Origin of the sequence: Campylobacter sp. IFREMER_LSEM_CL2194 (assembly GCF_025771685.1) — a bacterium.
In the GTDB taxonomy this organism is placed as follows: Bacteria; Campylobacterota; Campylobacteria; order Campylobacterales; family Campylobacteraceae; genus Campylobacter_D.
Map to the genome: position 1 here is coordinate 13,148 of NZ_JAKMQS010000013.1, position 22,630 is coordinate 35,777.

The following is a 22,630-nucleotide window of genomic DNA, read 5'->3' on the forward strand; positions in this document are numbered from 1 at the left end:
ATGCAAGTAGTTGAAATTTTTAAAGAACTTAGTAAATTTAAATCCATCACTCCGGATGATGATGGAGCGTTAAATTATATCGCAGTGGAGTTAAGTGATTTTGAAGCTTTTTTTATAGAAAAAGAAGGTGTGAAAAATCTTTTGCTGACTAAAAAATTTAGTGATGATGGTGAGCATTTGGCTTTTGGTGGGCATGTGGATGTAGTGCCTGCGGGAGAGGGTTGGAGCAGTGATCCTTTTGAGCCTTTAGAAAAAGATGGGTTTATTTATGTAAGAGGCGCGCAAGATATGAAAAGTGGTGTGGCTGCTTTTATGTGTGCGGTTAAGGAAGTAGAAAATTTCAAAGGAAGAATTTCATTGATTTTAACAAGTGATGAAGAAGGTGAGGCTAAATTTGGCACGCTTGAAGTGCTTAAATTTATGCAAGAAAAAGACATGTTGCCTGATTTTGCTGTGGTTGCTGAGCCAACTTGTGATAAAAAATTTGGAGATAGTATTAAAATAGGGCGTCGTGGCTCTATCAATGCAAAATTACTCATCAAAGGCAAACAAGGTCATGTAGCATATCCGCAAAAATGCATTAATCCTGTGCATAATTTTGCTTCTGCTTTGAAATTTTTAGCAGGATTTGATCTTGATCCAGGTGATGAGATATTTGCACCATCTAAAATTGTTATTACTGATATACGCGGTGGTATGGAAGTGTGCAATGTAACTCCAAATGATTTAAAATTGATGTTTAATGTAAGAAATTCTCCACAAACTAGCTTAGAAGATGTAAAAGCTTATGTAGAAAAGACTTGTGAAAGACTTGATTATGAATTAAGCATAAATCAAAGCTCAAAGCCTTTTTTAACACAAAGTGATTCTAAAATCGTACAAAAACTAAATGAGAGCGTACAAAAAATCACCCAAATAGTACCAGAACTTAACACCAAAGGTGGTACAAGTGATGCAAGATATTTTGCTGAGTTTGGCGTGAAGGTAGTAGAATTTGGCGTGTGTAATGATAGAATTCATGCCATTGATGAGAGAGTGAGTATAGAAGAACTTGAAAAATTGTATTTAGTTTTTAAAGATTTATTAGAGAATTTTAACTAGAAAAAACATGGATATAATAGGAATTTAGAGTAGCCTCTCATTTAAGAGTACCTTGCAGCTACCGGCAAGTTAGCCCTCTAAACTTCTAAAATTATATCATTAATTTTTTAAAATGGAATTAATAGGAAGTAAAATGTCTTTTGAGCTTGATGTAAGTAGCTATGAAAAAATAGAAAAGCTATTTATCAATTTTAAATTAAAATGTGATTTTAAATTTAGAATGATAAAAGGGATCAATGTTTTGCATTTTGGATATTTGTGGGGAGCTTGCAAAGAAGCACAAAAGATTTTAGAAAAAAATCAAAAATGCGAAGATTTGTTTAAGCTAATTATGAAAATTTATTCCAAAAGATGCAAAAATCTTCAAGCAAATTTTTTACTTTTACAATGTTATGAAAATGCTCTAAGAAGTACTTTAGCAGTAAAAATAGCAAATTTGTATAATAAGTTAGATGATGATTGGTTTAAATCTAGTGAAGAAGTTTTTAATCCTGCTTTGAAAAATCTTTTAAAAAAAGTTAAAAAGAGATGTCAAAAAATAGATGAATATAATAGCACTTGGCAAATTTTTGATGATTTTTGTTTGATTGATTTAGAAGAGATATTAATAGATCATTGGAGTGAATTTGCTTATATATTTAAAGATAAAAAAATATATAAAAATCAAGTCTTACCAAGTTTTGGCACCAAAGAACATCTTAAAACAAAACTAAGCCAAATAAGAAAAGCTAGAAATGAAACCTATCATAATAAACCTACAAAAATAAAATTTAAAAAAGATTTGGAAATTTTACTTTTGAGACTTGGTTATAATTTAGAAGATGCTATTGATATTGGAGAGATAAAAGAAGTTATTATTTTAAGATTTAATTATAATAACGCAAGCGAGTAAGTATTTTAAGTAAAATAAATAAAGGTTTTAAATGATTATCAATGGACAAAAGCTTGAGTTAAAAGAACTTAGATTTATGGATTATGTTAAAAAAAAGCAATTAAAAATAGAATTTATTGCCTTAGAATTAAACGGAGAAATTATCCCAAGGGATAAATTTGAAAATCTAATTTTAAAAGAAAATGATAAAGTAGAGATTGTTACTTTTGTAGGTGGTGGTTGATGAAAATTAAATTTAATGGTAGTGTGATAGACACGCATTTTAAAAACACTTTGGAATTTTTTCAAAATGTGAGTAAAAATGAAAATGATGTATGGATAATCAATGGTTTTGCGACAAAAGAAAGTTTGGAACTAAATGAAAATGATGAGCTTTTTTGTATAGAAAAAAATACTTTACCCCCATATGAAGCTCTTGATGCGATGATGAGGGCAAGGCATACTCCAAAGCTTCATGATAAACTTAAAAAGGTAAGTGTGGCAGTGTGTGGACTTGGTGGACTTGGCTCGCATATAGCTATAAATTTAGCAAGAAGCGGGGTTGGTAGGCTTCATTTGATTGATTTTGATGTGGTGGAGCCAAGCAATCTTAACCGCCAAGCTTATATGGTGGAAGATTTGGGTAAATTTAAGGCTGAAGCTTTAAAAGATCAAATCGCTAAAATTAATCCTTTTATAGAAGTATTTGCACAAGTTTTAAAAATAGAAAAAGAAAATATAGCCGAACTTTTTACAAATGATGATATTGTTTGTGAAGCCTTTGATAGTGCAAAATATAAAGCGCTTTTAGCGCAAAATTTTCACCAACACTATCCTCAAAAAACATTAATTTGTGCTTCTGGCTTAGCAGGATATGGCGATAGCAACAGTATACAAACAAGAAAAATTGCAAAAAACTTTTATGTTTGTGGTGATTTAAAAAACGAGGCAAAAGTAGGTAATGGACTTATGGCACCGCGTGTAAATATTTGTGCAGGACATCAAGCAAATTTAGTTTTAGAACTTTTAGCGAGCGAGTAATGGAAAAATTAAAAATAGGAAAATATGAGTTTAATTCTAGGTTTATTCTAGGTTCTGGGAAATTTTCTTTTGAGCTTATAAAATCAGCCATTGAAGAAGCAAAAGTTGAGATTATCACCTTAGCTTTGCGTAGGGTAAATGATAAAGGCATAGAAAATATACTTGATTTTATCCCAAAGCACATTAAGCTTTTGCCTAATACTTCAGGTGCAAGAAATGCTAATGAGGCATTGCGTATAGCAAGACTTGCAAGAGAGCTTGGTTGTGGAGATATGATTAAGGTTGAAGTAATTAGCGATAGTAAATATTTATTACCGGATAATTATGAAAGTATAAAAGCAGTAGAACTTTTAGCAAATGAGGGTTTTACACCTTTAGTTTATATGTATCCTGATTTATATGTAGCACGTGCTATGGCTAATGCAGGAGCTGCTGCTATAATGCCTCTTGGAGCTCCTATAGGAAGCAATAAAGGCTTAAAAACTAAAGAATTTATACAAATTTTACTTAATGAAATTAGCTTGCCTATTATAGTAGATGCGGGCATAGGAAATCCCGCACAAGCTTGTGAAGCCATGCAAATGGGAGTAAGTGCAGTGATGGCAAATACTGCCATAGCTCAAGCTAAAGATGTATCAAAAATGGCAAAGGCTTTTGCTTTAGCTATAGAGGCAGGATATAATGCGTATTTAGCAGGCATAGCAAATGAAAGCACGCCAAGTGCAAGCTCGCCTTTGAGTGGTTTTTTAAGAGATTAAAATGCAAAAATATCCTCATATGCAAAGTATTGAAAGTGAAATTTCAACTAAGGTTTTAAAAGAAGTTGAAAATTTTGATGAAAGTAAATTTAGCGCTTTTGATGTAAAACAAGCTTTAGCTAAAGATTATCTTAACTTAGAAGATTTAAAAGCCTTGCTTTCAAGCACAGCGGAAGATTTTATAGAAGATTTGGCGCAAAAATCAAGCAAGATTACTCAAAAATATTTTGGAAATTCCATTTTGCTTTTTACACCTTTATATCTTTCTAATTTTTGCAATAGCAAATGCACTTATTGTGGGTTTCAAAAAGGAAATAACATTAAAAGAGCTAAGCTAAATGAGGCTGAAATTCACAAAGAAATGCAAGAGATTAAAAAAAGTGGTTTGGAAGAAATTTTACTCTTAACAGGTGAGGGCAGGGAGTATGCTAGCGTGGAATATCTTGCCAAAGCTTGTGAGATAGCAAAAGAGTATTTTAAGGTCGTTGGGATTGAAGTTTATCCTATGAATGTAGATGAGTATGCACTGCTTCATGAAAAGGGTTGCGAATATGTAAGTGTTTATCAAGAAACTTACAATCAAAAAACTTATTCTAAAATTCATATTGAAGGTGAAAAAAGTGTATTTGAGTATCGTTTTCATGCGCAAGAGCGAGCGTTAAAAGCGGGTATGAGAGGGGTTGCTTTTGGAGCTTTACTTGGTATAGATGATTTTAGAAAAGATGCTTTTGCTACGGCATTGCATGCGTATTTTTTACAGCAAAAATACCCTCATGCTGAAATAGCTTTGTCTATCCCTAGATTAAGACCTATTATTAATAATAAAAAAATTCATCCAAAAGATGTAAGTGAAACAAGACTTTTGCAAGTTTTATGTGCTTATAGATTGTTTTTACCTTTTGCAGGTATTACGATTTCTACGCGTGAAAGAGCAGGATTTAGAGACGGGGTTATTAAACTTGGAGCTACTAAAATGAGTGCAGGTGTGAGCGTGGGAGTAGGTGAGCATCAAGGCGATAAAAAAGGCGATGATCAATTTCAAATTAGTGATATGCGTAGTGTTGATGAGGTTTTAGCTATGTTAAAAAATGCAAATTTGCAAGCTATAATGAGCGATAGTATTTATGTGGGATAAAAAAGTCATTGCTATTAGTGATAGTCAAAATACCCAAGGAGATTTTTTAAATTTTATTGAAAAACTAAGTCAAAGTAGTATTGATGCTTTAGTGCTTAGAGAAAAACATTTAGATGAGTTAGAATACGCTAAATTAGCCAAAGAAGTATTAAAAATTTTTAATAAAACTCAAAAGATTTGCTTTTTGCATTATCATTATGAAGTTTGTTTAAAATTAAATCATCAATTTTTTCATGCTCCTTTATTTGTTTTACAAAATTGCCTACAAAGCTATAAAAAATTTGAGCTTTTGGGTACTTCCATCCATTCTAAAGAAGAATTAGATTTAGCTTATAAGCTTAAAGTAAGTCATGCTTTTTTTGGACATGTATTTGAAAGCTCTTGTAAGGCTGATTTAGCTCCAAAAGGTATTAAGAATTTAAAAGATTTGTTAGAAGTTTCAAAAATACCCATTTATGCCATAGGTGGCATAAATACTCAAACTATAAACCACTTAAAAGATTTAAATTTAGCAGGTGTGTGTATAAGAGAAGCTTTGTATAAAAGTGAAAATGTAAAAAAATATATTTTAAGATGTAAAGACCTTTTAGTCCAAAAGGACTAAAAGATTATAACCAGAAGAAATATGCAATTATTGCAAGGCTAATTGAACAGAATATATTTAGTATGATTCCTACTCTTACCATTTCTTGTTGTTTGATATGGCCAGTACCAAAAACTATAGCATTTGGTGGTGTAGCAACTGGTAGCATGAAAGCACAAGAAGCGCCAATAGCAATAATTAAAGCAAGTCCTAAAGCAGGAACACCTAAAGTATCTGCTATAGAGATAAACAAAGGCACAAGCAAGGCTGCTGAAGCAGTATTTGAGGTAAATTCTGTTAAAAATACTATAAAAAATGCTATGATTAAGCCTATAACAAATAAATGTCCATTTTCTATAAATGAAATAATAGTATCAGCCATAACCTTGCTAGCACCTGAATCTTTTAACACTACACTTAGAGTAATACCTCCACCAAAGAGCATTAACACGCCCCAATCAGTATTTTTTTGTACATTTTTCCAATCAATTACTTTAAATGCACATACTAAAACAGCTGCAAGCAAGGCAATAATTGCATCAAGATTTGCTATTTTATGTCCAAAAATACTTGTGATGATAGGACCTATATTGCCACTAAAAATCCAAGATAGCGCAACCACTAAAAAGATTATTAAAGTGATGATTCTAGGTCTTGTAAGTTCTATATTTTCAGTGTGTAAATCAACTTGTAGATTAAACCTTGGTTTAAACATAAAATACAAAATCAAAATCATTGCAGGTAAAAAGATTAAAACAATAGGAATACCATATTTTAACCACTGTGCAAAGCTAATGTGTAATTGAGTAGCAACAATAGCATTTGGCGGAGTTCCCACTATAGTGCCTATACCACCTATACTTGCACTAAAAGCTATACCTAAAAGAATGAAAACATAAGTATTTCTATCTTTTTGTGGATCAAGCGAAGCTAGCATACCTATAGCAAGCGGAAGCATCATGGCTGCAGTTGCAGTATTGCTCATCCACATAGATAAAAATGCAGTAGTGATAAAAATATATAAACTTGATAAACCTAAATGTCCCTTTGCTAGGGTTAAAATTTTATGCGCAATTAGCTTATCTAGTTTTTGATGATGCATGGCTGCTGCTAGAGCAAAACCACCAAAAAATAAAAAGATATTAGAATCAGCAAAGCCTGTTAAAGCCTTAGCAGTAGGTAATAATCCTAAGATGGCTGCTAAAACAGGTACTAAAATAGCTGTAATAGTAACATGCAAAGCTTCGCTAAGCCACAATATAGCGATAAAGATCAACAGGGATAATCCTTGGTTTACCTTAGTTTCGCCAAAAGGGGAGAAATAAAGCAAAGCGATAAGCAACACTAAATCAGCAATAACTATAAGTGTTTTTGTGTTTGAACTCATTTAACAACTCCTTTAAAATATTGTAGTTTTGTAACATATTCTAAATGAATTTTCTTTTAAATATTAATTTTTATATAATTTTTTTTTACAAAATTATTTTTGTGTGAAAAAAAGTAATTTTTAGTAAAATTCATTTGTTTTTGGTATAATTTTTGCTGATTAAAAATCATCTTAATCAAAAAGATGATTGCTTTTAAGGAAAGATAATGTTTAAAAAAATATTCGTATGTATTTTAGCTTTGTTTTTTGGCGCTTGTGCTATAAACCCTAAAAATCAAGGTGTAGCTAAGGTTAATGAAGTTGTAAAAATCCAAGCACAGTGTTATAATCCTTCTGATTCTAAAGCATATGAAGCAAAAATTAAAGGTCTTGTGTATATTAGTGATGTAGGACTTAAGTATTGTACAAATAAAAGAACAATTGATAAAAGTGCTTCTTTGAAAAAAGTTTATATTCATAGAGTGTATGATTTAAATGAGAATTTGAAATATTCTTCTTCTAATGGAAATAATTATTATATTAATGAAAATTTTAACTACTATTTTTATGTGTTTTTAAAAGAAGAATTAGAAAATAGAGGTATAGTAGTGGTTGAAAATACACAAGATTCTCCTTATGTTTTAAGAGTAGATTTAAGTTTTAATGATTTTTATTCTAAATTTGATTCTAATTCTTTATTTTCAATTATTACTAGTCAATTAACGCTAAAGGATATTAATACTAATAAAACTATTAATATTAAAACTAAACAAGAAGTTAAAGGTTTTTATAATATTAAAGATCTGCCTTTCTTCACTCAGCTTCTTATAAAACAAGTGGCTAATAAATCTGCAGATATCATTAGCTCTTTGTGAAGTGTTTTAACTGCCATGGAATTTCCTTTGCGAGCTTTTGTCCAGCTTGCAAGGAAGAGCTTTTAGAATATTCTTTAGGTATAAGAGAGCTTGATAAAGGTTTCAAGGTTTATTATTTTTATCAATATGAACAAATTAAACATCTAATTTATTTTAAACACAAATTTCAAGGATATTTTGTTTTAAATGCGCTTGCAAAATTAAGTTTTGCTAAATTTAAAGATTTTTTTCAACCCTCTTGTGAAATTAACGCCATAGCCTTAGATGATAAAACATATAAAAATTACTCTCATACTGCTATTTTAACCAAACATTTAAAAACTCAATTTATAAAACCTATGTATCATGCTTTGCAAGCTAATTCAGAATTTAAATATAGTGGAAAAAGTTTGCAATTTCGTAAAGATAATAAAAGATCTTATAAGCTTTTAAAGCGTCCAAAATACCCTGTAATTTTAGTAGATGATGTTGTAACTACGGGATTAAGTTTGCTTGAAGCAAGAGAGCTTTTAGAAAAAAATAATATCGAAGTACTTTTTGCTTTAGTTTTAGCTAATGCAAAAGAATAATCTGCTAAAATATAAAGATTAATTTTAAGGATTTTTATGGAAAATATTTTTACTAAAGATTCAGATATTGAAAATATAGATATAGAAAGTTCTATAAAGAGTAGTTATTTAGATTATTCTATGAGTGTTATTATAGGCCGTGCTTTACCTGATGCTAGAGATGGACTTAAGCCTGTTCATAGAAGAATTTTATATGCTATGAATGATTTAGGTGTTGGAAGTCGTAGTGCATACAAAAAATCAGCGCGTATAGTGGGTGATGTAATCGGTAAATACCATCCACATGGTGATACAGCTGTATATGATGCTTTAGTAAGAATGGCACAAGATTTTTCTATGCGTTATCCAAGCGTAGATGGGCAAGGAAACTTTGGTTCTATTGATGGTGATGGTGCTGCTGCAATGCGTTATACTGAAGCTAGGATGACGATTTTAGCTGAAGAACTTTTGCGTGATATAGAAAAAGATACAGTTGATTTTATACCAAATTATGATGATTCTATGAGTGAGCCTGATGTTTTACCTGCTAGGGTGCCAAATTTATTACTTAATGGTTCAAGTGGTATTGCAGTAGGTATGGCTACTAATATTCCTCCGCATAGCTTAAATGAGCTTATTGATGGTTTGCTTTATTTAATTGATAATAAAAATGCAAGCTTAGAAGAAATAATGCAATTTATCAAAGGCCCTGATTTTCCAACCGGTGGTATTATCTTTGGTAAAAAGGGTATTATAGAAGCTTACCGTACAGGTCGTGGTAGGGTAAAAGTAAGAGCAAAAACCCATATTGAAAAAAGAGCTAATAAAGATATTATTGTAATAGATGAACTTCCTTATCAAACTAATAAAGCAAGATTGATAGAGCAAATTGCTGAACTTGCTAAAGAAAAACAAATCGAAGGTATTGCTGAAGTTAGAGATGAGAGTGATAGAGAAGGAATTCGCGTAGTAATTGAGCTAAAACGCGATGCTATGAGCGAGATTGTGTTAAATAATCTTTTTAAATCTACCACTATGGAAAGCACTTTTGGTGTAATTATGCTTGCTATACATAATAAAGAACCAAAAGTTTTTTCTTTAATTGAACTTTTAAATTTATTCTTAAATCATAGAAAAACTGTAATTATTAGAAGAACTATTTATGAGCTGCAAAAAGCTAGAGCTAGAGCGCATATTTTAGAAGGTTTAAAAATAGCACTAGATAATATTGATGAAGTGATAGCTTTGATTAAAAACTCTCCTGATAATCCAACGGCTAAAAATTTATTAATGCAAAAATTTGGTCTAAGCGAGCTTCAATCTAATGCTATTTTAGATATGAAATTAGGCCGTTTAACAGGTCTTGAGAGAGAAAAAATTGATAATGAATTAAGAGAATTATTAGCAGAAATTGAAAGGCTTGATCAAATTTTAAAAAGCGAAACTTTGCTTGAAAATTTAATCAAAGATGAGTTAAAAGAAATCAGAACAAAATTTGATGTGCCAAGAATCACTCAAATTGAAGATGACTATGATGATATTGATATAGAAGATTTAATACCAAATGAAAATATGGTAGTTACCATTACTCATCGTGGTTATATCAAACGTGTCCCAAGCAAGCAATATGAAAAACAAAAACGCGGTGGTAAAGGCAAGGTCGCGGTTACAACTTATGATGATGATTTTATAGAAAGCTTCTTTACGGCAAACACACATGATACTTTGATGTTTGTTACTGATCGTGGACAGCTTTATTGGCTTAAGGTTTATAAAATTCCTGAAGGAAGTAGAACTGCCAAAGGTAAAGCTGTGGTTAATCTCATTAATCTGCAAGCAGATGAAAAAATCATGGCAATTATTCCAACTACTGATTTTGATGAGAGCAAATCATTGTGCTTCTTTACTAAAAATGGTATCGTAAAACGCACAAATTTAAGTGAATATCAAAACATTAGAAGCGTGGGTGTAAAAGCGATTAATTTAGATGAAAATGATGAACTTGTTACTGCAATTATCGTAGCAAGGGATGAAAATGAAATTGTAAATATAAATACAGACGAAAACTTAGAAGCAGAAGATAATCTGGAAATTGAAACAAATGAAAATAGCGAAGAGCTTGAAATTGTTAGTGGTAAAATGCTTTTTGCAGTTACTAAAAAAGGTATGTGTATTAAATTCCCACTTGCTAAAGTTAGAGAGATTGGCCGCGTAAGTAGAGGGGTGACTGCGATTAAATTTAAAGAAAAAGATGATGAAGTTGTGGGTGCTGTTGTTATAGAAAATGACGCTCAAGAAATTTTAAGTGTAAGCGCAAAAGGTATAGGTAAGCGTACTGATGCAGGTGAATATAGACTTCAAAGTAGAGGTGGTAAGGGTGTAATATGTATGAAACTTACTGCTAAAACAAAAGATTTAATCGGAATAGTCATAGTCGATGAAAGTATGGATTTAATGGCATTAACAAGCAGTGGTAAGATGATACGCGTTGATATGCAAAGCATTAGAAAGGCAGGTAGAAACACAAGTGGTGTGATTGTTGTTAATGTGGAAAATGATGAGGTTGTAAGCATTGCTAAATGCCCTAAAGAAGAAGATGAGGAATTAGATGCTGAAACTAATATGGATTTAAATTTAGAATAGTAAAATTCTGGAATGCTTTTTGCTATCTTAATAATATCAAATAAATTGAAGGTGTAAAAATGAAAAAAGTTATTTTTATGTTTTGTTTGGCTTTAGGTTTTAGTGCGTGTGCACTAGATCAAAGAGGTGCGAAACCTGCTCAAGCTCAAGCTACTCAAGCTGCAAGTTCTGATGTTGTAGTTCAAAAAGTAGACAAAGATGATGTGCGTAATATCATTAGAGAAGAAAAAATGCTTGCAAATGATACAAGCACAGACAATGATTTAACTTTTACAGCAGTGGGTGAGGGTATTGCTCCTTTAAATACAGTTTCTGTTGGTCAAGCTTTGGCTTTAGCTAAAAGAGCAGCAATTACTGATGCTTATAGACAATTAGCTAGTAAGTTATATGGTGTAAGAGTTAATGGTAAAGATACAGTAAAAGATGCAATGCTTAAAAGTTCAACTATTACAGCACAAGTAAATGGTTTGATTAAAAATGCAAGTGTAGTTGATCAAGACTTTAAAGATGGTCTTTATAGAGTAAATGTAGAACTTAAAATCGATGCTGACAAGTGGAAAGAATTGTTTGCTTATTAATCCTTATAATTTTTAATGCTACTGCCCAAGATGAATTTATATTTTGGGCAGAACTCTCTAATAAAAATTTAATCCTTTTTCATCAAAATGAAACTATTTCTATGGCTATGACCAAGAGCAAAAAAAAGAATTTAGAATATGCTTGTGAGTTAGTTTATACATCAAGTGACTTGAAGTCTTTAGTGCGCAATGATTTTGGCATGGTAGATGAAGAGAAAATGACAAAATTAGATAAATTTAATTTTTTAAATGCTCACAAAAATGATTTAATTGATTGCTTTTTTAATGCAAAAATAGATGTAAAAGATTTTGTAAAAAGTGAACAAGCAAGCGCTCAAAGTGAAACTTATGTAAGAATTTTACCTTTAAGATTTATAGTTGAATTTCATGATAATAGTGCCTTTGTATATTATCTTAAATAAATACAAAGCTAGCTTTTATAAAAATCAAGTTAAAATACTTAAAAAAATATTAAGAGTATAAAATGCAAAAAAGTATCCCTCGTTATTTATTATTTAAATATTTGCGTTTTGATAAAGATCAACCCTTTATCATGCTTTCAAAAATTTTAGCCTTTTTAGGCGTGAGTATAGGGCTTTGCGTGCTTTTAGTTGCAATGGCTATTATGAATGGTTTTGATAAGGAATTTGAAAGAAAACTTTTTACTATGAATTATCCTATCACTATATTGCCACGTTTTGGAGCAAGTGTGGATGATAAATTATTACAAGAATTAAGAATCAAATTTCCAAATTTATTATTTAGTCCTTATATTGCTACTCAAGTCATAGCAAGAAATGATTTAAAATTAGAAGGCGGTATGCTTTTTGGGGTTAATTTTGAAGATGAAAAAAAGATCAATGAAGTAGTAGCTCAAGCTTTAGGAGATAAAAAATTAGATAATTTTGATATTTTAATTGGTAAGGGTTTAAAAGATGAATTTGGACTAGATGATAATGAAAAAATAACTCTAATTTTTTCAAATCTAAATGCTAGTGGTCTTTCGCTTATCCCGCAGGTTAAAAGATTTGATGTTAAGGCTGATTTTTCTTCAGGGTTATTAGCCTATGATAAAGCTTATATGTATACAGATGCTAAAGCCTTAGCTAAAATTTTATCATATCCTCAAGGAAATTATGATGGAGTGCATGTGTATTCAAATAAACCCTTTGAAGATATTAAACAAATTGATGCTTTTTTGGGTGCAAGATATGCTAGCATCGGTTGGTGGGAACAAAATGGGAATTTCTTTGCAGCTCTTGCTTTAGAAAAAAGGGCTTTGTTTATAGTATTGATGTTGATTATTTTAGTTGCAAGTTTAAATATAGTAAGCTCTTTATTGATGATAGTGATGAATAGACGCAGCGAAATAGCTTTATTGCTTTCTTTGGGAGCTAGTAAGTTAGAGATTAAAAAAACATTTTTTTCTTTAGGATTTTTGATAGGTGGAAGTGGTATCGTAGCAGGTGTGATTCTTGCAGCTATAGCTTTATGGGTGCTTGGAAATTTTGATATTATTTCTTTGCCAAGTGATGTTTATGGTATGAGTAAATTGCCTTTAGAACTTTCTTTAGTTGATTTTTGTATTACACTTTTTGGAGCTATTGTGATTGTAAGTTTATCTTCTTATTATCCTGCCAAAAAAGCAACTCAAGTAGATATTTTAGATACTTTAAGAAACGAATAAATTGTAAAAATTTATTCGTTTAAGAATTTTTGAATTTCGTTAAAAAAGCTTTCATAACTAATATCTTTTATGGTTTTAATAAATTTTCCATTCTCATCGATCAGATAAAATTCACCACTATGCGCTATAGAATATCCCATAGCAGAATCTTTAAGATTGATTTTTTCATATACCACACCATAATTTTTAGTAACTTTTTCTAATTCTTTTTCATCTTTAGCAACTAAAGCGGTAGAATTTGGATAAAAATATTTTACCCATTGACTAGTTTGAGTTAGATTGCTATCTCTTGCTGGATCTAGTGAGATAAACACCACATGAGCTTTTTCTTTATTTGGCATTTTTTCTAAAACATTGGCAATTAAGGCAAGTTCACTAGGGCAAACATCAGGACAATATGTATAACCAAAATATACAATCAATTTTTTACCGATAAAATCTTTTAAACTAAGCATGCCTTTTTCAGAATTTAAGTGAAAATTGTATTTGTTATTTTCAAAATATTGCACTGATATAAAAAACACCCCAAAAATTACCACAATTAATAAAAAAATATTTATTTTTTTCATACTTTACCTTTTTACATCAAAGTCAAAATAAAAATCTAGTGGAGTTTCATCATCAAAAAGCTCTATTCTAAAACGCATCACATCTAGTGCACAAGAACTTAAAACTAATTTAGCATGATAAGTGTTGTTGATTTTTTTAAATTGTGGAACAATATCTCCCATATACATATTAAGCCCATAAACTCTAGCGTTTAGTTTTTTAAACTCACCTAAATTAGTGATATTTAAATCAAGTTCATTTAGTGTAGTTATAGGCTTTGGATTTAAATTTATCAAGATTTTTTTATCTTTAAAATTATACTCACACTCTTGGATATTTAGATCACATGCTAAAGGCGTTAGAGTGGTGATTAACTCTCTTTTTTTTCCAGAATTTGTTGAATTAGTATAAAAATAAGCCCCGCATATAGCAAAGATTATAGCTAGGGCAAAGATAAGTAGATTTTTCATTATTTTTTAATACTTCTTGACTTAATATCTTTTAGTTCAATTGTGCTATTATCATCAAAATAAAGTGTTAAATTAGCTTTGGTTTGAGGTGTGATATTTTCTTTAAGATTTAGTATCATAATATGCATGCCACCTGGCTTAAGTTCAGCGCTTGAATTGGCTTTTATGGTAATTTGAGGGATTTGCACCATCATTTTTTTACCATTTTCCATGATATGATCGTGAATTTCAGTTGTATCACTTAATGAGCTTTGAGCTTTTATTAGTTTTATATCTTTATCAGAATTATTTTTAAGCTCTAAAAAAATTGCTGTTGTTTTAGAATTTGGCGGAGTTTGTCTAACATAAGGATCATTTATAGTGATTTCATTTGCAATAGCAAAGGTGCTTAATATAGCTAAACTAAGTAATTTTTTCATTATCATTCCTTTATATTTTTTAGTCAATCATAAACATTATACACGGAAAAAATTAAAAATATATTTATTGTAAAAATATTATAATTATCTCTTTGTTGTTTTAAATTTTAATAGAAAGGTATAAATTGTTTAAAACTATATTAGTATTATTTAGTCTGGTTGTATTTGTAAATGCAAGCGATCTTGCAAAAATTTATTTAAATCAAGGTATTGATGCAGTTGAAAAAGTGTTGGAGCAAGAATTAAGCAAGAAAGATTTTTGGCTTGATGAGATAAAAGATAAAAATGTTAGCCTTGGTTACTACGAAGAAAATGTAGCTATTGTATTGACTAATAAAAGCGACAAAATCATTAGAGTTTATCATTATAATGATGGAAAAGTAGAAAAGAAATTTATTCAAAAAGATGTTTTAACTGGTTTGGCTGGAGATAAAGAAATAGAAGGGGATTTAAAAACTCCTATAGGTTTTTATGAGCTTGGAAAGAAATTTTATCCTGGTGACCCATATTATGGACCATTTGCTTTTGCGACAACTTATCCAAACGTTTTAGATAAAACTTTAGGTAAAACAGGTGGTGGAATTTGGATTCATGGATATCCTTTAGATGGAACGCGTTTAGATACTTATAAAACTAGAGGTTGTATTGCTGTACAAAATGATTTACTAGAAGATTTTAATAAATTAGTCGCTGATAGAAAATCATATGCAATGACAGAGGAAAAAAATAAAGTAAGAACAAACCATGAAGAAGTTGCTATTTTGTTAGCAAATTTATTTGCTTGGAAAGACAGTTGGCAAAAAAGTGACATTGACAAATACTTATCTTTTTATGATCAAAAAATATTCAAGCATAAAAATAAATTTTCATATGAGCAGTTTGCAAAAAACAAACAAAGAATTTTTGCTAAAAAAGAAGAAAAAACTATTAAATTTTCAGATCTTAGCATAAGTCCTTATCCAAATGAAAAAAATGAGAAGATTTTTAGAATAGGATTTTATGAAGATTATCGTAGTACTAATTATAAATTCAAAGGAGAAAAAGTTCTTTATGTTAAGCTAGTTGAAGATAAAATGCAAATTTTAGCTGAACAATAATGGCTTATATAAAAATCGATCGCTTAGCTTATGAGTATAATCTTGACCTAATAGCCTCTAAGGCTGGAGGTTATGAAAAAGTAATTTGTGTTTTTAAAGATAATGCTTATGGTCATGGAGCTAAACTTTTAGCTCCTATAGCTAGAGCAAAAGGTATAAATTTTATAGCCGTAAAAAATGAAGACGAAGCAAAAGAGCTTGAAAATATTTTTGATAATATCTTAATTTTATCTCATCATCCACATGGTAATGAAAGTGAAAAATTTATTTATGCATTAAATGCAAAAAATGACATAAAAAAGCTTAAAAAAAATACAAAAATTCATTTAGTCATAGATACAAACATGCATAGAAATGGAATTTTGCTTGAAGAAATTCAAGAAGTGATGCAAGGGTTAAAAAGTAATAATTTGATACTTCATGGAGTGATGATGCATTTTGCAGGAAGTGATGAAGTAGATGCGAGTTATTTTGTGCAAAAACAAAAATTTCAACACGCTAAAAAGTTAATTTATGATTTATTACAAGAAGAGGCTAAGAACTTAGTATTTCATTCTCATAATTCTGAAGCTTTATTTAGAGCAAATATTTTAGAAGATGATGAGTATTGTAGAGTAGGGCTTGTGCAATTTGGCTATGCGCATTTTAATAAAGACTTACGCAAAGTTTTAAGTTTATGGGCTGAAAAATTAAGCCAAAGAGTGTTGAAAAAAGGTCAAAGTGTTGGTTATGGTGGTGTATATAATGCAAAAGAAGATCTTGAAATAGCAACTTATGATTTAGGTTATGCAGATGGGCTTTTGCGTTATGATGGAAAACAAGATTTTTTTCTTCCTAATGGTAAGAAATTGCTTGGAAAAATGTCTATGGATAGTTTTTCTTGTGAGAATGATGAAGATGAAATTTGTGTTTTAAATGATGCAAATATTATGGCTAGTTTTTTTAATACTATCAACTATGAAATTTTAGTCAAACTTTCTCCAAATTTGAAAAGAATTTTAGTTTAAGATAAAAAGTGTTAATATATCTAAAGAAAGGGCAAATATGGCATTTTTAAATTGGGCTATTTTAATTTTATTTTTATTTATAGTATTTTTATTGATAAATCGTTACGAGAGAAAAATAAAAATTTTATATAAAAATATTGAAATCTTGAAAAACGAGTGTAAAAAAAATAGTGAAAATATAGAAAAAAATAGAATTTTAATAGAAAAAAATAGATCAAATATCGAAGATATAAAAATTCAAGATTAATTTTTATCTTGAAGTATTTTTGCTATCAATTCTAATGGATGTAAAAAATGCGTGGAGGATTTTTCATGCTCTAATGCATTTGAAATTTGCATTCTACAAGCTGAACATTCTGCACTGATAATTTTCACATTGCTTTTTTGTATATTTTGAGCTTTTCTTATACCAACTTGCAAAGCTTTTTCATAATGATCAGTTTGTATGCTAACTCCACCAAAACCACAGCACTCGTTTGACTTGATAAGTTCTTTAAAAGCATAATTTTGCTTTAGTAAAGCTCTAGGTTCTTTAAAAACACCTTGCATTTTTCTTGCATGACAAGGATCGTGGTATGCAATTTTTGTCTTTAATTTTTTCTTTGTTTTTAAAAGCTCTTCTAGTTTAGTATATTCATAAAAATATTTTGTTGCAAGTAGTATTTTACTAGAAATATTTTTAGCTCTTATAGCCCATTCTTCATCTTTTTGCATGTGGAAAAAATGTTCATAGTCTATATTAATCATCGCAGAACAGGTTGCTTCGGGGATAATGATATAATCTAGTGTTTTTAATTTTTCTTCAAAATAAACGATATTTTTTTTAGCTAAAATTTCTATACTTTTAAAATCTCCAGTAAAATAATGAGGAGCACCACAACAAGATTGATCTTTTAATAAATCTACATTGATTTTAAGATGTTTACAAATTTCAAGCAAAGCAAAGCCCGTATTTGTATAAGAGTAATTTGACAAGCAGCCTATAAAAAGTCCTATGGTTTTTTCACCTTGATTATTTATGAAATCAGGATTAGAAGCTAGAAAGCTTTTTTTAGCTAAAGAAGGAAGCAAACGATCTTTTTTGATTAAAGGTAGGTTAAATTTAGCTTTCATTCCCAAATTTTTATGTTGTAAACTAAAAGCACAGCTTTGGAAAACATAACCAAATCTTGCTAAAATATCTAGAATTTTTCTGCGTCTTAGAAAAAAGAAAGCAAGTTTTTTGTACCAAGCAATGCCAAATTTTTGTGCTATATCGTAACGCACTTTTTCAATAGCGCTATCCACTCTTAAATGGCTTGGACAAACTTCAACGCAATTTGTACACAAAAAACATGATTCAAATATTTTTTTAAGATTTTTATCAAGCTCTAGTTCTTGGTTTTCATAAGCACTGATTAAATCTAAAAAGCCACGAGGGGAAGTACTCTCATCACGATTTATTTCATGTATGGTGCAAACTGGTATGCATTTTCCACATTTTACGCAAGCATTAGAAATTTCATTAACATTTAACATATTAAACCGTTTTAGAGAAAACTTTTTTATCTTCGCTAATGCGTTTTAAATATTTATCAAAACACATAGCAATATTACGGATTAAAAGTACTCCTGTTTCATTAACTTTGATATGAGTTTTATCTATGTTGATAAATTCATTAAGTTTTTGGAGTTCTTCTAAATCTTGCTTAAAATATTCAAAAAAATCAATCTTAAATTTACTTTCAATATTTTTTATATTAAGAGCAAAATTACTCATAAGTTCCATAATAATAGCTTTTCTTAATTCATCATCACCATCAAGCATAATACCTTTTTCGCAAGGTAATCTACCTTCATCAATAGCTTTTTCATAACTTGACATGTCTTTGAAATTTTGCATATAGTGTCTTTTACCTTCGCCTATACTTGTTAGGCCAATCCCGATTAAATCAGTTCCGCCTTTTGTAGTATAGCCTTGAAAATTTCTATGCAAACTATCATTTTCTAAGGCTTTAAAAAGTTCATCTTGTGGTTTTGCAAAATGATCCATTCCTATCATTTTATAACCATTTTGAGTTAAAAATTTTTCACAATATTCTAAAATTTGAAGTTTTACATCAGGACTTGGTAGAGTGTTTTCGTCAAATTTTCTCATATTTTTTTTAAGCCAAGGCACATGTGCATAATTAAAAATAGCAAAGCGATCGGGATTAATCAGCAGTGCTTTTTCTAAAGTTTGCTTAAAACTTTCTAGACTTTGATAAGGAAGGCCATAAATTAAATCCATATTTACTGAATTTATCCCTTTTTTTCTTACCATATCTACTGCATTTTTGGTAAGTTCAAAAGGTTGAATTCTATGAATTTCCTTTTGAACCTTTTCGTTAAAATCTTGCACGCCAAAACTAATGCGATTAAAGCCATTTTGAATTAAAACATCAGCTTGTTCTTCATTTAAGAATCTAGGATCAATTTCACAACTTACTTCACTATCTTGGGTAAAATTTGGAAAAATGCTTTTTATTTTAAAAATCAAACTTTGCAATTGTTTAGCAGAAAAAAAAGTAGGCGTGCCACCACCAAAATGCATTTGAGCTACTTCCCTTTGTGTGTCAATGATATTTGCTAAAAGATCAAGTTCTTTAAAAAGATAATTTAAATATCTTTCTTTACTTTCTTCTTTTGCGGTATATATTACATTACAACCGCAAAAATAACAAGCACTCCTGCAAAAAGGCAAATGAAAATATAAAGATAATTGTGCTGTTTGTTGTTTTAAAATTTTTATATAGTCTTCATATTTAAAATGGGTGTTAAATTCTACTGCAGTAGGATAAGAAGTGTATCTAGGTCCTGCTTTGGAGTATTTAACAAAATTTTTATAATCTCTCATTTTTTGCCTTTTTGCATCATTTCTTTCATGTTTATAAATAAGTTAGGATGTTTTGTATGAATATTGCTGATTAATTGATCTAAATCAATATTAACTTCTTTTATACCTTTGGAAACTTGATGTTTAATCTCATCCATTGCAACTGTCCATACATCATTAAAGTCAATAGGAATTTGTTGATAGATAGCCTTTTCTAGTTTAAGTTCAAAATTATCCTTTTGTATCTTTTTGGCACTTTGTAAAAACTCAATTAGGGTTTTTACTGAAAACATAGTTTTAACTTCGCCATTTTCATCTACTATAAACCATGGTTCAGGTGCTAATTCATGGCCATTTTTTAAGCTTAATTTTTTTTCTTTTTCGTTTATATGAGTTAGATGAAATATGGTTTGATTGTGTTTTTCTATACCCAAATAATTTGATAATTCATTAATGATATCTTGAGAACTTTTTTTACTTAGACTATCCAATCTTACTCCTTGTTTAATAATTTTGCAATTTCTTTTGCATGATAAGTTATGATAAGCTTAGCTCCCGCTCTTTTAAATGCAAGCATAGTTTCAAGCACTATTTTTTCATAATCAATCACGCCTGCTTTTTGACCTGCTTTTAATAAAGCATATTCACCACTTACATTATACACACAAAGTGGAAGTTTGGAATGATTTGCTATATCTTTAACTACATCTAAATACGCAAGTGCTGGTTTAACCATCAAAATATCAGCACCTTGTTTTTCATCTTCTAAGCTCTCGCATAAGGCTTCTTTACCATTAGCAAAATCCATTTGATAGGTTTTTCTATCCCCATAGCTTGGCGCAGAATCAGCCACATCTCTAAAAGGCCCATAATAAGCTGAGGCAAATTTAGTAGAATAAGCCATAATAGGTAAATTCTCAAAACCATTTTCATCTAAAGTTTTTCTTAAAGTTTCAATAATGCCATCCATCATACCGCTTGGTGCTATCATATCAGAGCCATTTTTGGCATGAATTAGAGCTTGTTTGGCTGAAATTTCTAAAGTTAAATCATTATCCACACTTTTGCTTTTTGGATCAATAATACCACAATGCCCATGATCAGTATACTCACAAAAACAAAGATCGGTAATCACTACTAAATTAGGAAATTTTGCCTTAATAGCTCTTAGACTTGTAGCAATCAAACCATCATCGCTTAATGCATCACTTCCACAGCTATCTTTTTTAGAACTTTCTAGCACACCAAATAAAATAATAGCTTTAATACCAAGACTAATTAGTTCTTCGCATTCTTTTAAAATTTCATCTAAGCTCATTTGAAACACACCTGGCATAGATGCGATTTCATTTTTAATATTAGTACCATTTACAACAAAAAGGGGGTAGATTAAATCATCTAAATTTAAAGTATTTTCTTTTACTAGACTTCTAATATTCTCATTTAGTCTTAATCTTCTAAAGCGTTTAAACATAAATTTCCTTTTTGTTTGTTAAAATTGCTTAAATTCTAGCATATTTTTTGTAAAAAGGTGAAGAAAATAATGACTATTCAAATTTCTGAAATAGCAAAACTTCCCACTCGTTTTGGAGAATTTAATATACAAAGTTTTAAAGAAAATGACAAAGAACATCTTTGTATTTTTAAAGGAAAATTAGAAAAAGAAGTTAATATTAGAATCCATTCAGAATGTTTAACAGGTGATGTTTTAGGAAGTTTAAAATGTGATTGCGGTGAGCAACTTGACTTTTCATTGAAATATATCCAAGAGCATGGTGGTATGGTGATTTATCTAAGACAGGAAGGAAGAGGTATAGGACTTTTTAATAAAATTAATGCTTATGCTTTGCAAGATAAGGGTTTTAATACTATAGAGGCAAATCATCAATTAGGATTTAAAGCAGATGAGCGTAGTTATGAAATAGTAGATTTTATGCTTAAACATTATCAGATTACTAAGATTAATCTTTTGACTAATAATCCTGAAAAACTTAGCTCTTTAAAAGGGAAAGTAAATTTAAGAATTCCTATTTTAATTGAAGCAAATCGTTTTAATAAAGATTATTTGGAAATTAAACATACGCAAATGGGGCATTTAAATTGAAAATTTATGAAGAGCAATTAAATTTTTTAAAAGATTTTGCAAATAAAGATGATTTTTACCAAAGAATCGCGCTTTATAAAGAGTTGTTAAAAAAATTTAATGCTGTGCATAATCTAACTCATCTTGAAAACATAGACGACAATATTATCGATAGTATAAAAATTTTAGACTATTGTGATTTGATTGATAAAAAAAAGATTGTTGATGTTGGAAGTGGGGCTGGTTTTCCTGCAATATTTTTAGCATGTATTTTGGAAAATAGTAATTTTTTTCTATTTGAGCCCAGTGTTAAAAAGGCTTCTTTTTTAAGAGTGATTAAAACTGAGCTTAATTTGATAAATATAAATATCATAAAAGAAAAATTACAAAATCATCCACCTTTCAAAGTAGATTTAATCATATCAAGGGCTTTGATGGATATAAAACCTTTGATTGAAATTTCAAATGGTTTTTATGATGAAAAAACTTCATTTTTGCTTTATAAAGGTAGCGAGGTTTATGATGAACTACAAGGAATGAAAGATTATAAAATTTTCAACCGTGGTTTTAGAAATTATTGTCTTTTAAAAGTAAAGGAAAAGCTATGTTAATTTTTGGACATCCTTTGATAAATATGCAAAAATTTAGTCATTATGAAAATATTTTTATTAAAACCAATGTGAATTGTTTTGAATATGATGAATCGGTTATTAAAAATGCAAAAGATGAAAAAGTAGATTTTGGTATTTTTGTTAAAAACGAAGAAGAAATTTTACTTTCTAATGCATTGGGCGCAAAATACATTTTAATAAAAGATGAAAATTTGGCAAAAATTGCATCAAAGATGGCCGAGTTTTATATGTTTGATTCTAAAATTTTATTTTTACTTGATACTTTAAAAAATAACCTGAAAAAAGCTTATGAATTAAATGTAGATGGAGTTTGCTTAAAATCCTTCATCAACT

At 29.6% G+C, this 22,630-nt stretch carries 26 protein-coding genes and 1 pseudogene; 19 read left to right on the forward strand and 8 right to left on the reverse strand.

Translation table 11 applies throughout. The features are described 5' to 3' along the window. From dapE to L8V79_RS06960, 7 genes are all read left to right on the forward strand, one after another. Positions 1 to 1,101 carry a succinyl-diaminopimelate desuccinylase gene (gene dapE, locus L8V79_RS06930; RefSeq protein ID WP_263703053.1) on the forward strand — a complete coding sequence of 367 codons (1,101 nt, stop codon included), beginning with the start codon at positions 1 to 3 and terminating at the stop codon, positions 1,099 to 1,101. A gap of 133 nt (positions 1,102 to 1,234) precedes the next feature. Continuing rightward, positions 1,235 to 1,993 carry a CAAX protease gene (locus L8V79_RS06935; protein ID WP_263703054.1) on the forward strand — a complete coding sequence of 253 codons (759 nt, stop codon included), beginning with the start codon at positions 1,235 to 1,237 and terminating at the stop codon, positions 1,991 to 1,993. 31 nt (positions 1,994 to 2,024) lie between these two features. After that, positions 2,025 to 2,216 (forward strand): sulfur carrier protein ThiS, encoded by a 192-nt coding sequence (thiS, locus tag L8V79_RS06940; RefSeq protein WP_263703055.1) that lies wholly within the window; start codon positions 2,025 to 2,027, stop codon positions 2,214 to 2,216. After that, on the forward strand, positions 2,213 to 3,013 hold the full coding sequence (thiF, locus tag L8V79_RS06945; RefSeq protein WP_263703056.1) for a thiamine biosynthesis protein ThiF: 801 nt from the start codon (positions 2,213 to 2,215) through the stop codon (positions 3,011 to 3,013). Before thiS ends, thiF begins: the two co-directional genes overlap by 4 nt. Further along, the gene (locus L8V79_RS06950) at positions 3,013 to 3,771 is read left to right on the forward strand and encodes a thiazole synthase (protein WP_263703057.1); all 759 of its coding nucleotides are present in this window, start codon (positions 3,013 to 3,015) and stop codon (positions 3,769 to 3,771) included. Before thiF ends, L8V79_RS06950 begins: the two co-directional genes overlap by 1 nt. A 1-nt stretch (position 3,772) precedes the next feature. Then, complete coding sequence (gene thiH / locus L8V79_RS06955; protein WP_263679636.1) at positions 3,773 to 4,906, forward strand: 2-iminoacetate synthase ThiH; 1,134 nt, start codon at positions 3,773 to 3,775, stop codon at positions 4,904 to 4,906. After that, positions 4,896 to 5,510, forward strand: a complete 615-nt coding sequence (locus L8V79_RS06960) for a thiamine phosphate synthase (RefSeq protein WP_263703058.1) — start codon at positions 4,896 to 4,898, stop codon at positions 5,508 to 5,510. The genes thiH and L8V79_RS06960 overlap by 11 nt, the downstream gene beginning before the upstream one ends. A gap of 4 nt (positions 5,511 to 5,514) precedes the next feature. Here L8V79_RS06960 and L8V79_RS06965 read toward each other — a convergent pair whose 3' ends face one another. Then, positions 5,515 to 6,876, reverse strand: coding sequence for a DASS family sodium-coupled anion symporter (locus L8V79_RS06965; RefSeq protein WP_263703059.1), 1,362 nt, complete (start codon positions 6,874 to 6,876; stop codon positions 5,515 to 5,517). Between the two features lie 206 nt (positions 6,877 to 7,082). Here L8V79_RS06965 and mapA point away from each other — a divergent pair, with 206 nt between their 5' ends. The 6 genes from mapA to L8V79_RS06995 all read left to right on the forward strand — a co-directional run bounded on the left by mapA (position 7,083) and on the right by L8V79_RS06995 (position 13,186). Beyond that, positions 7,083 to 7,730, forward strand: a complete 648-nt coding sequence (gene mapA, locus L8V79_RS06970) for an outer membrane lipoprotein MapA (protein ID WP_263703060.1) — start codon at positions 7,083 to 7,085, stop codon at positions 7,728 to 7,730. Further along, positions 7,727 to 8,299: a ComF family protein gene (locus L8V79_RS06975; RefSeq protein ID WP_263703062.1), complete on the forward strand. Its 573-nt coding sequence runs from the start codon at positions 7,727 to 7,729 to the stop codon at positions 8,297 to 8,299. The genes mapA and L8V79_RS06975 overlap by 4 nt, the downstream gene beginning before the upstream one ends. Before the next feature lie 36 nt (positions 8,300 to 8,335). Beyond that, the gene (gyrA, locus tag L8V79_RS06980) at positions 8,336 to 10,921 is read left to right on the forward strand and encodes a DNA gyrase subunit A (protein WP_263703063.1); all 2,586 of its coding nucleotides are present in this window, start codon (positions 8,336 to 8,338) and stop codon (positions 10,919 to 10,921) included. 59 nt (positions 10,922 to 10,980) lie between these two features. Next, on the forward strand, positions 10,981 to 11,499 hold the full coding sequence (locus tag L8V79_RS06985; protein ID WP_257397303.1) for an LPP20 family lipoprotein: 519 nt from the start codon (positions 10,981 to 10,983) through the stop codon (positions 11,497 to 11,499). Continuing rightward, positions 11,475 to 11,921, forward strand: coding sequence for a hypothetical protein (locus L8V79_RS06990; RefSeq protein WP_263679646.1), 447 nt, complete (start codon positions 11,475 to 11,477; stop codon positions 11,919 to 11,921). Before L8V79_RS06985 ends, L8V79_RS06990 begins: the two co-directional genes overlap by 25 nt. Before the next feature lie 62 nt (positions 11,922 to 11,983). Next, positions 11,984 to 13,186: an ABC transporter permease gene (locus L8V79_RS06995; RefSeq protein WP_263703065.1), complete on the forward strand. Its 1,203-nt coding sequence runs from the start codon at positions 11,984 to 11,986 to the stop codon at positions 13,184 to 13,186. A gap of 11 nt (positions 13,187 to 13,197) precedes the next feature. Here L8V79_RS06995 and L8V79_RS07000 read toward each other — a convergent pair whose 3' ends face one another. From L8V79_RS07000 to L8V79_RS07010, 3 genes are read right to left on the reverse strand one after another with little or no spacing between them, the layout of a single operon-like run. Further along, positions 13,198 to 13,755, reverse strand: coding sequence for an SCO family protein (locus tag L8V79_RS07000; protein ID WP_263703067.1), 558 nt, complete (start codon positions 13,753 to 13,755; stop codon positions 13,198 to 13,200). A 3-nt stretch (positions 13,756 to 13,758) separates the two neighbouring features. Continuing rightward, entirely contained in the window at positions 13,759 to 14,205 is a 447-nt protein-coding gene (locus L8V79_RS07005; RefSeq protein WP_263703068.1) for a hypothetical protein, read from the reverse strand. Continuing rightward, positions 14,205 to 14,624 (reverse strand): copper chaperone PCu(A)C, encoded by a 420-nt coding sequence (locus L8V79_RS07010; protein ID WP_039668649.1) that lies wholly within the window; start codon positions 14,622 to 14,624, stop codon positions 14,205 to 14,207. Before L8V79_RS07010 ends, L8V79_RS07005 begins: the two co-directional genes overlap by 1 nt. Positions 14,625 to 14,734: 110 nt before the next feature. Here L8V79_RS07010 and L8V79_RS07015 point away from each other — a divergent pair, with 110 nt between their 5' ends. From L8V79_RS07015 to L8V79_RS07025, 3 genes are read left to right on the forward strand one after another with little or no spacing between them, the layout of a single operon-like run. Next, entirely contained in the window at positions 14,735 to 15,721 is a 987-nt protein-coding gene (locus L8V79_RS07015; RefSeq protein ID WP_412175032.1) for a L,D-transpeptidase family protein, read from the forward strand. Continuing rightward, positions 15,721 to 16,728: an alanine racemase gene (locus tag L8V79_RS07020; RefSeq protein ID WP_263703069.1), complete on the forward strand. Its 1,008-nt coding sequence runs from the start codon at positions 15,721 to 15,723 to the stop codon at positions 16,726 to 16,728. The genes L8V79_RS07015 and L8V79_RS07020 overlap by 1 nt, the downstream gene beginning before the upstream one ends. A 37-nt stretch (positions 16,729 to 16,765) precedes the next feature. Further along, positions 16,766 to 16,975 carry a hypothetical protein gene (locus L8V79_RS07025; protein WP_133319819.1) on the forward strand — a complete coding sequence of 70 codons (210 nt, stop codon included), beginning with the start codon at positions 16,766 to 16,768 and terminating at the stop codon, positions 16,973 to 16,975. On the opposite strand, the gene L8V79_RS07030 is transcribed toward L8V79_RS07025, so the two are convergent. From L8V79_RS07030 to hemB, 4 genes and pseudogenes are all read right to left on the reverse strand, one after another. After that, positions 16,972 to 18,246 carry a (Fe-S)-binding protein gene (locus tag L8V79_RS07030; protein ID WP_263703070.1) on the reverse strand — a complete coding sequence of 425 codons (1,275 nt, stop codon included), beginning with the start codon at positions 18,244 to 18,246 and terminating at the stop codon, positions 16,972 to 16,974. The two genes, L8V79_RS07025 and L8V79_RS07030, sit on opposite strands and share 4 nt — an antisense overlap. A 1-nt stretch (position 18,247) precedes the next feature. Next, a complete protein-coding gene (gene hemN, locus L8V79_RS07035; RefSeq protein ID WP_263703071.1) occupies positions 18,248 to 19,603 on the reverse strand; it encodes an oxygen-independent coproporphyrinogen III oxidase in 1,356 nt (451 codons plus the stop codon). Further along, positions 19,590 to 20,073 (reverse strand): annotated as a pseudogene (locus L8V79_RS07040) (DUF2603 domain-containing protein). Before L8V79_RS07040 ends, hemN begins: the two are co-directional and overlap by 14 nt. A 2-nt stretch (positions 20,074 to 20,075) precedes the next feature. Next, the gene (hemB, locus tag L8V79_RS07045; protein ID WP_263703073.1) at positions 20,076 to 21,056 is read right to left on the reverse strand and encodes a porphobilinogen synthase; all 981 of its coding nucleotides are present in this window, start codon (positions 21,054 to 21,056) and stop codon (positions 20,076 to 20,078) included. A gap of 69 nt (positions 21,057 to 21,125) precedes the next feature. On the opposite strand from hemB, the gene ribA reads away from it, so the two are divergent. The 3 genes from ribA to L8V79_RS07060 all read left to right on the forward strand — a co-directional run. Next, positions 21,126 to 21,686, forward strand: a complete 561-nt coding sequence (gene ribA, locus L8V79_RS07050) for a GTP cyclohydrolase II (RefSeq protein WP_263664192.1) — start codon at positions 21,126 to 21,128, stop codon at positions 21,684 to 21,686. 2 nt (positions 21,687 to 21,688) lie between these two features. After that, on the forward strand, positions 21,689 to 22,276 hold the full coding sequence (rsmG, locus tag L8V79_RS07055; protein WP_412175187.1) for a 16S rRNA (guanine(527)-N(7))-methyltransferase RsmG: 588 nt from the start codon (positions 21,689 to 21,691) through the stop codon (positions 22,274 to 22,276). After that, a partial coding sequence (locus L8V79_RS07060; RefSeq protein WP_263664190.1) for a hypothetical protein occupies positions 22,270 to 22,630 on the forward strand: 361 nt, incomplete at its 3' end. The genes rsmG and L8V79_RS07060, both read left to right, overlap by 7 nt.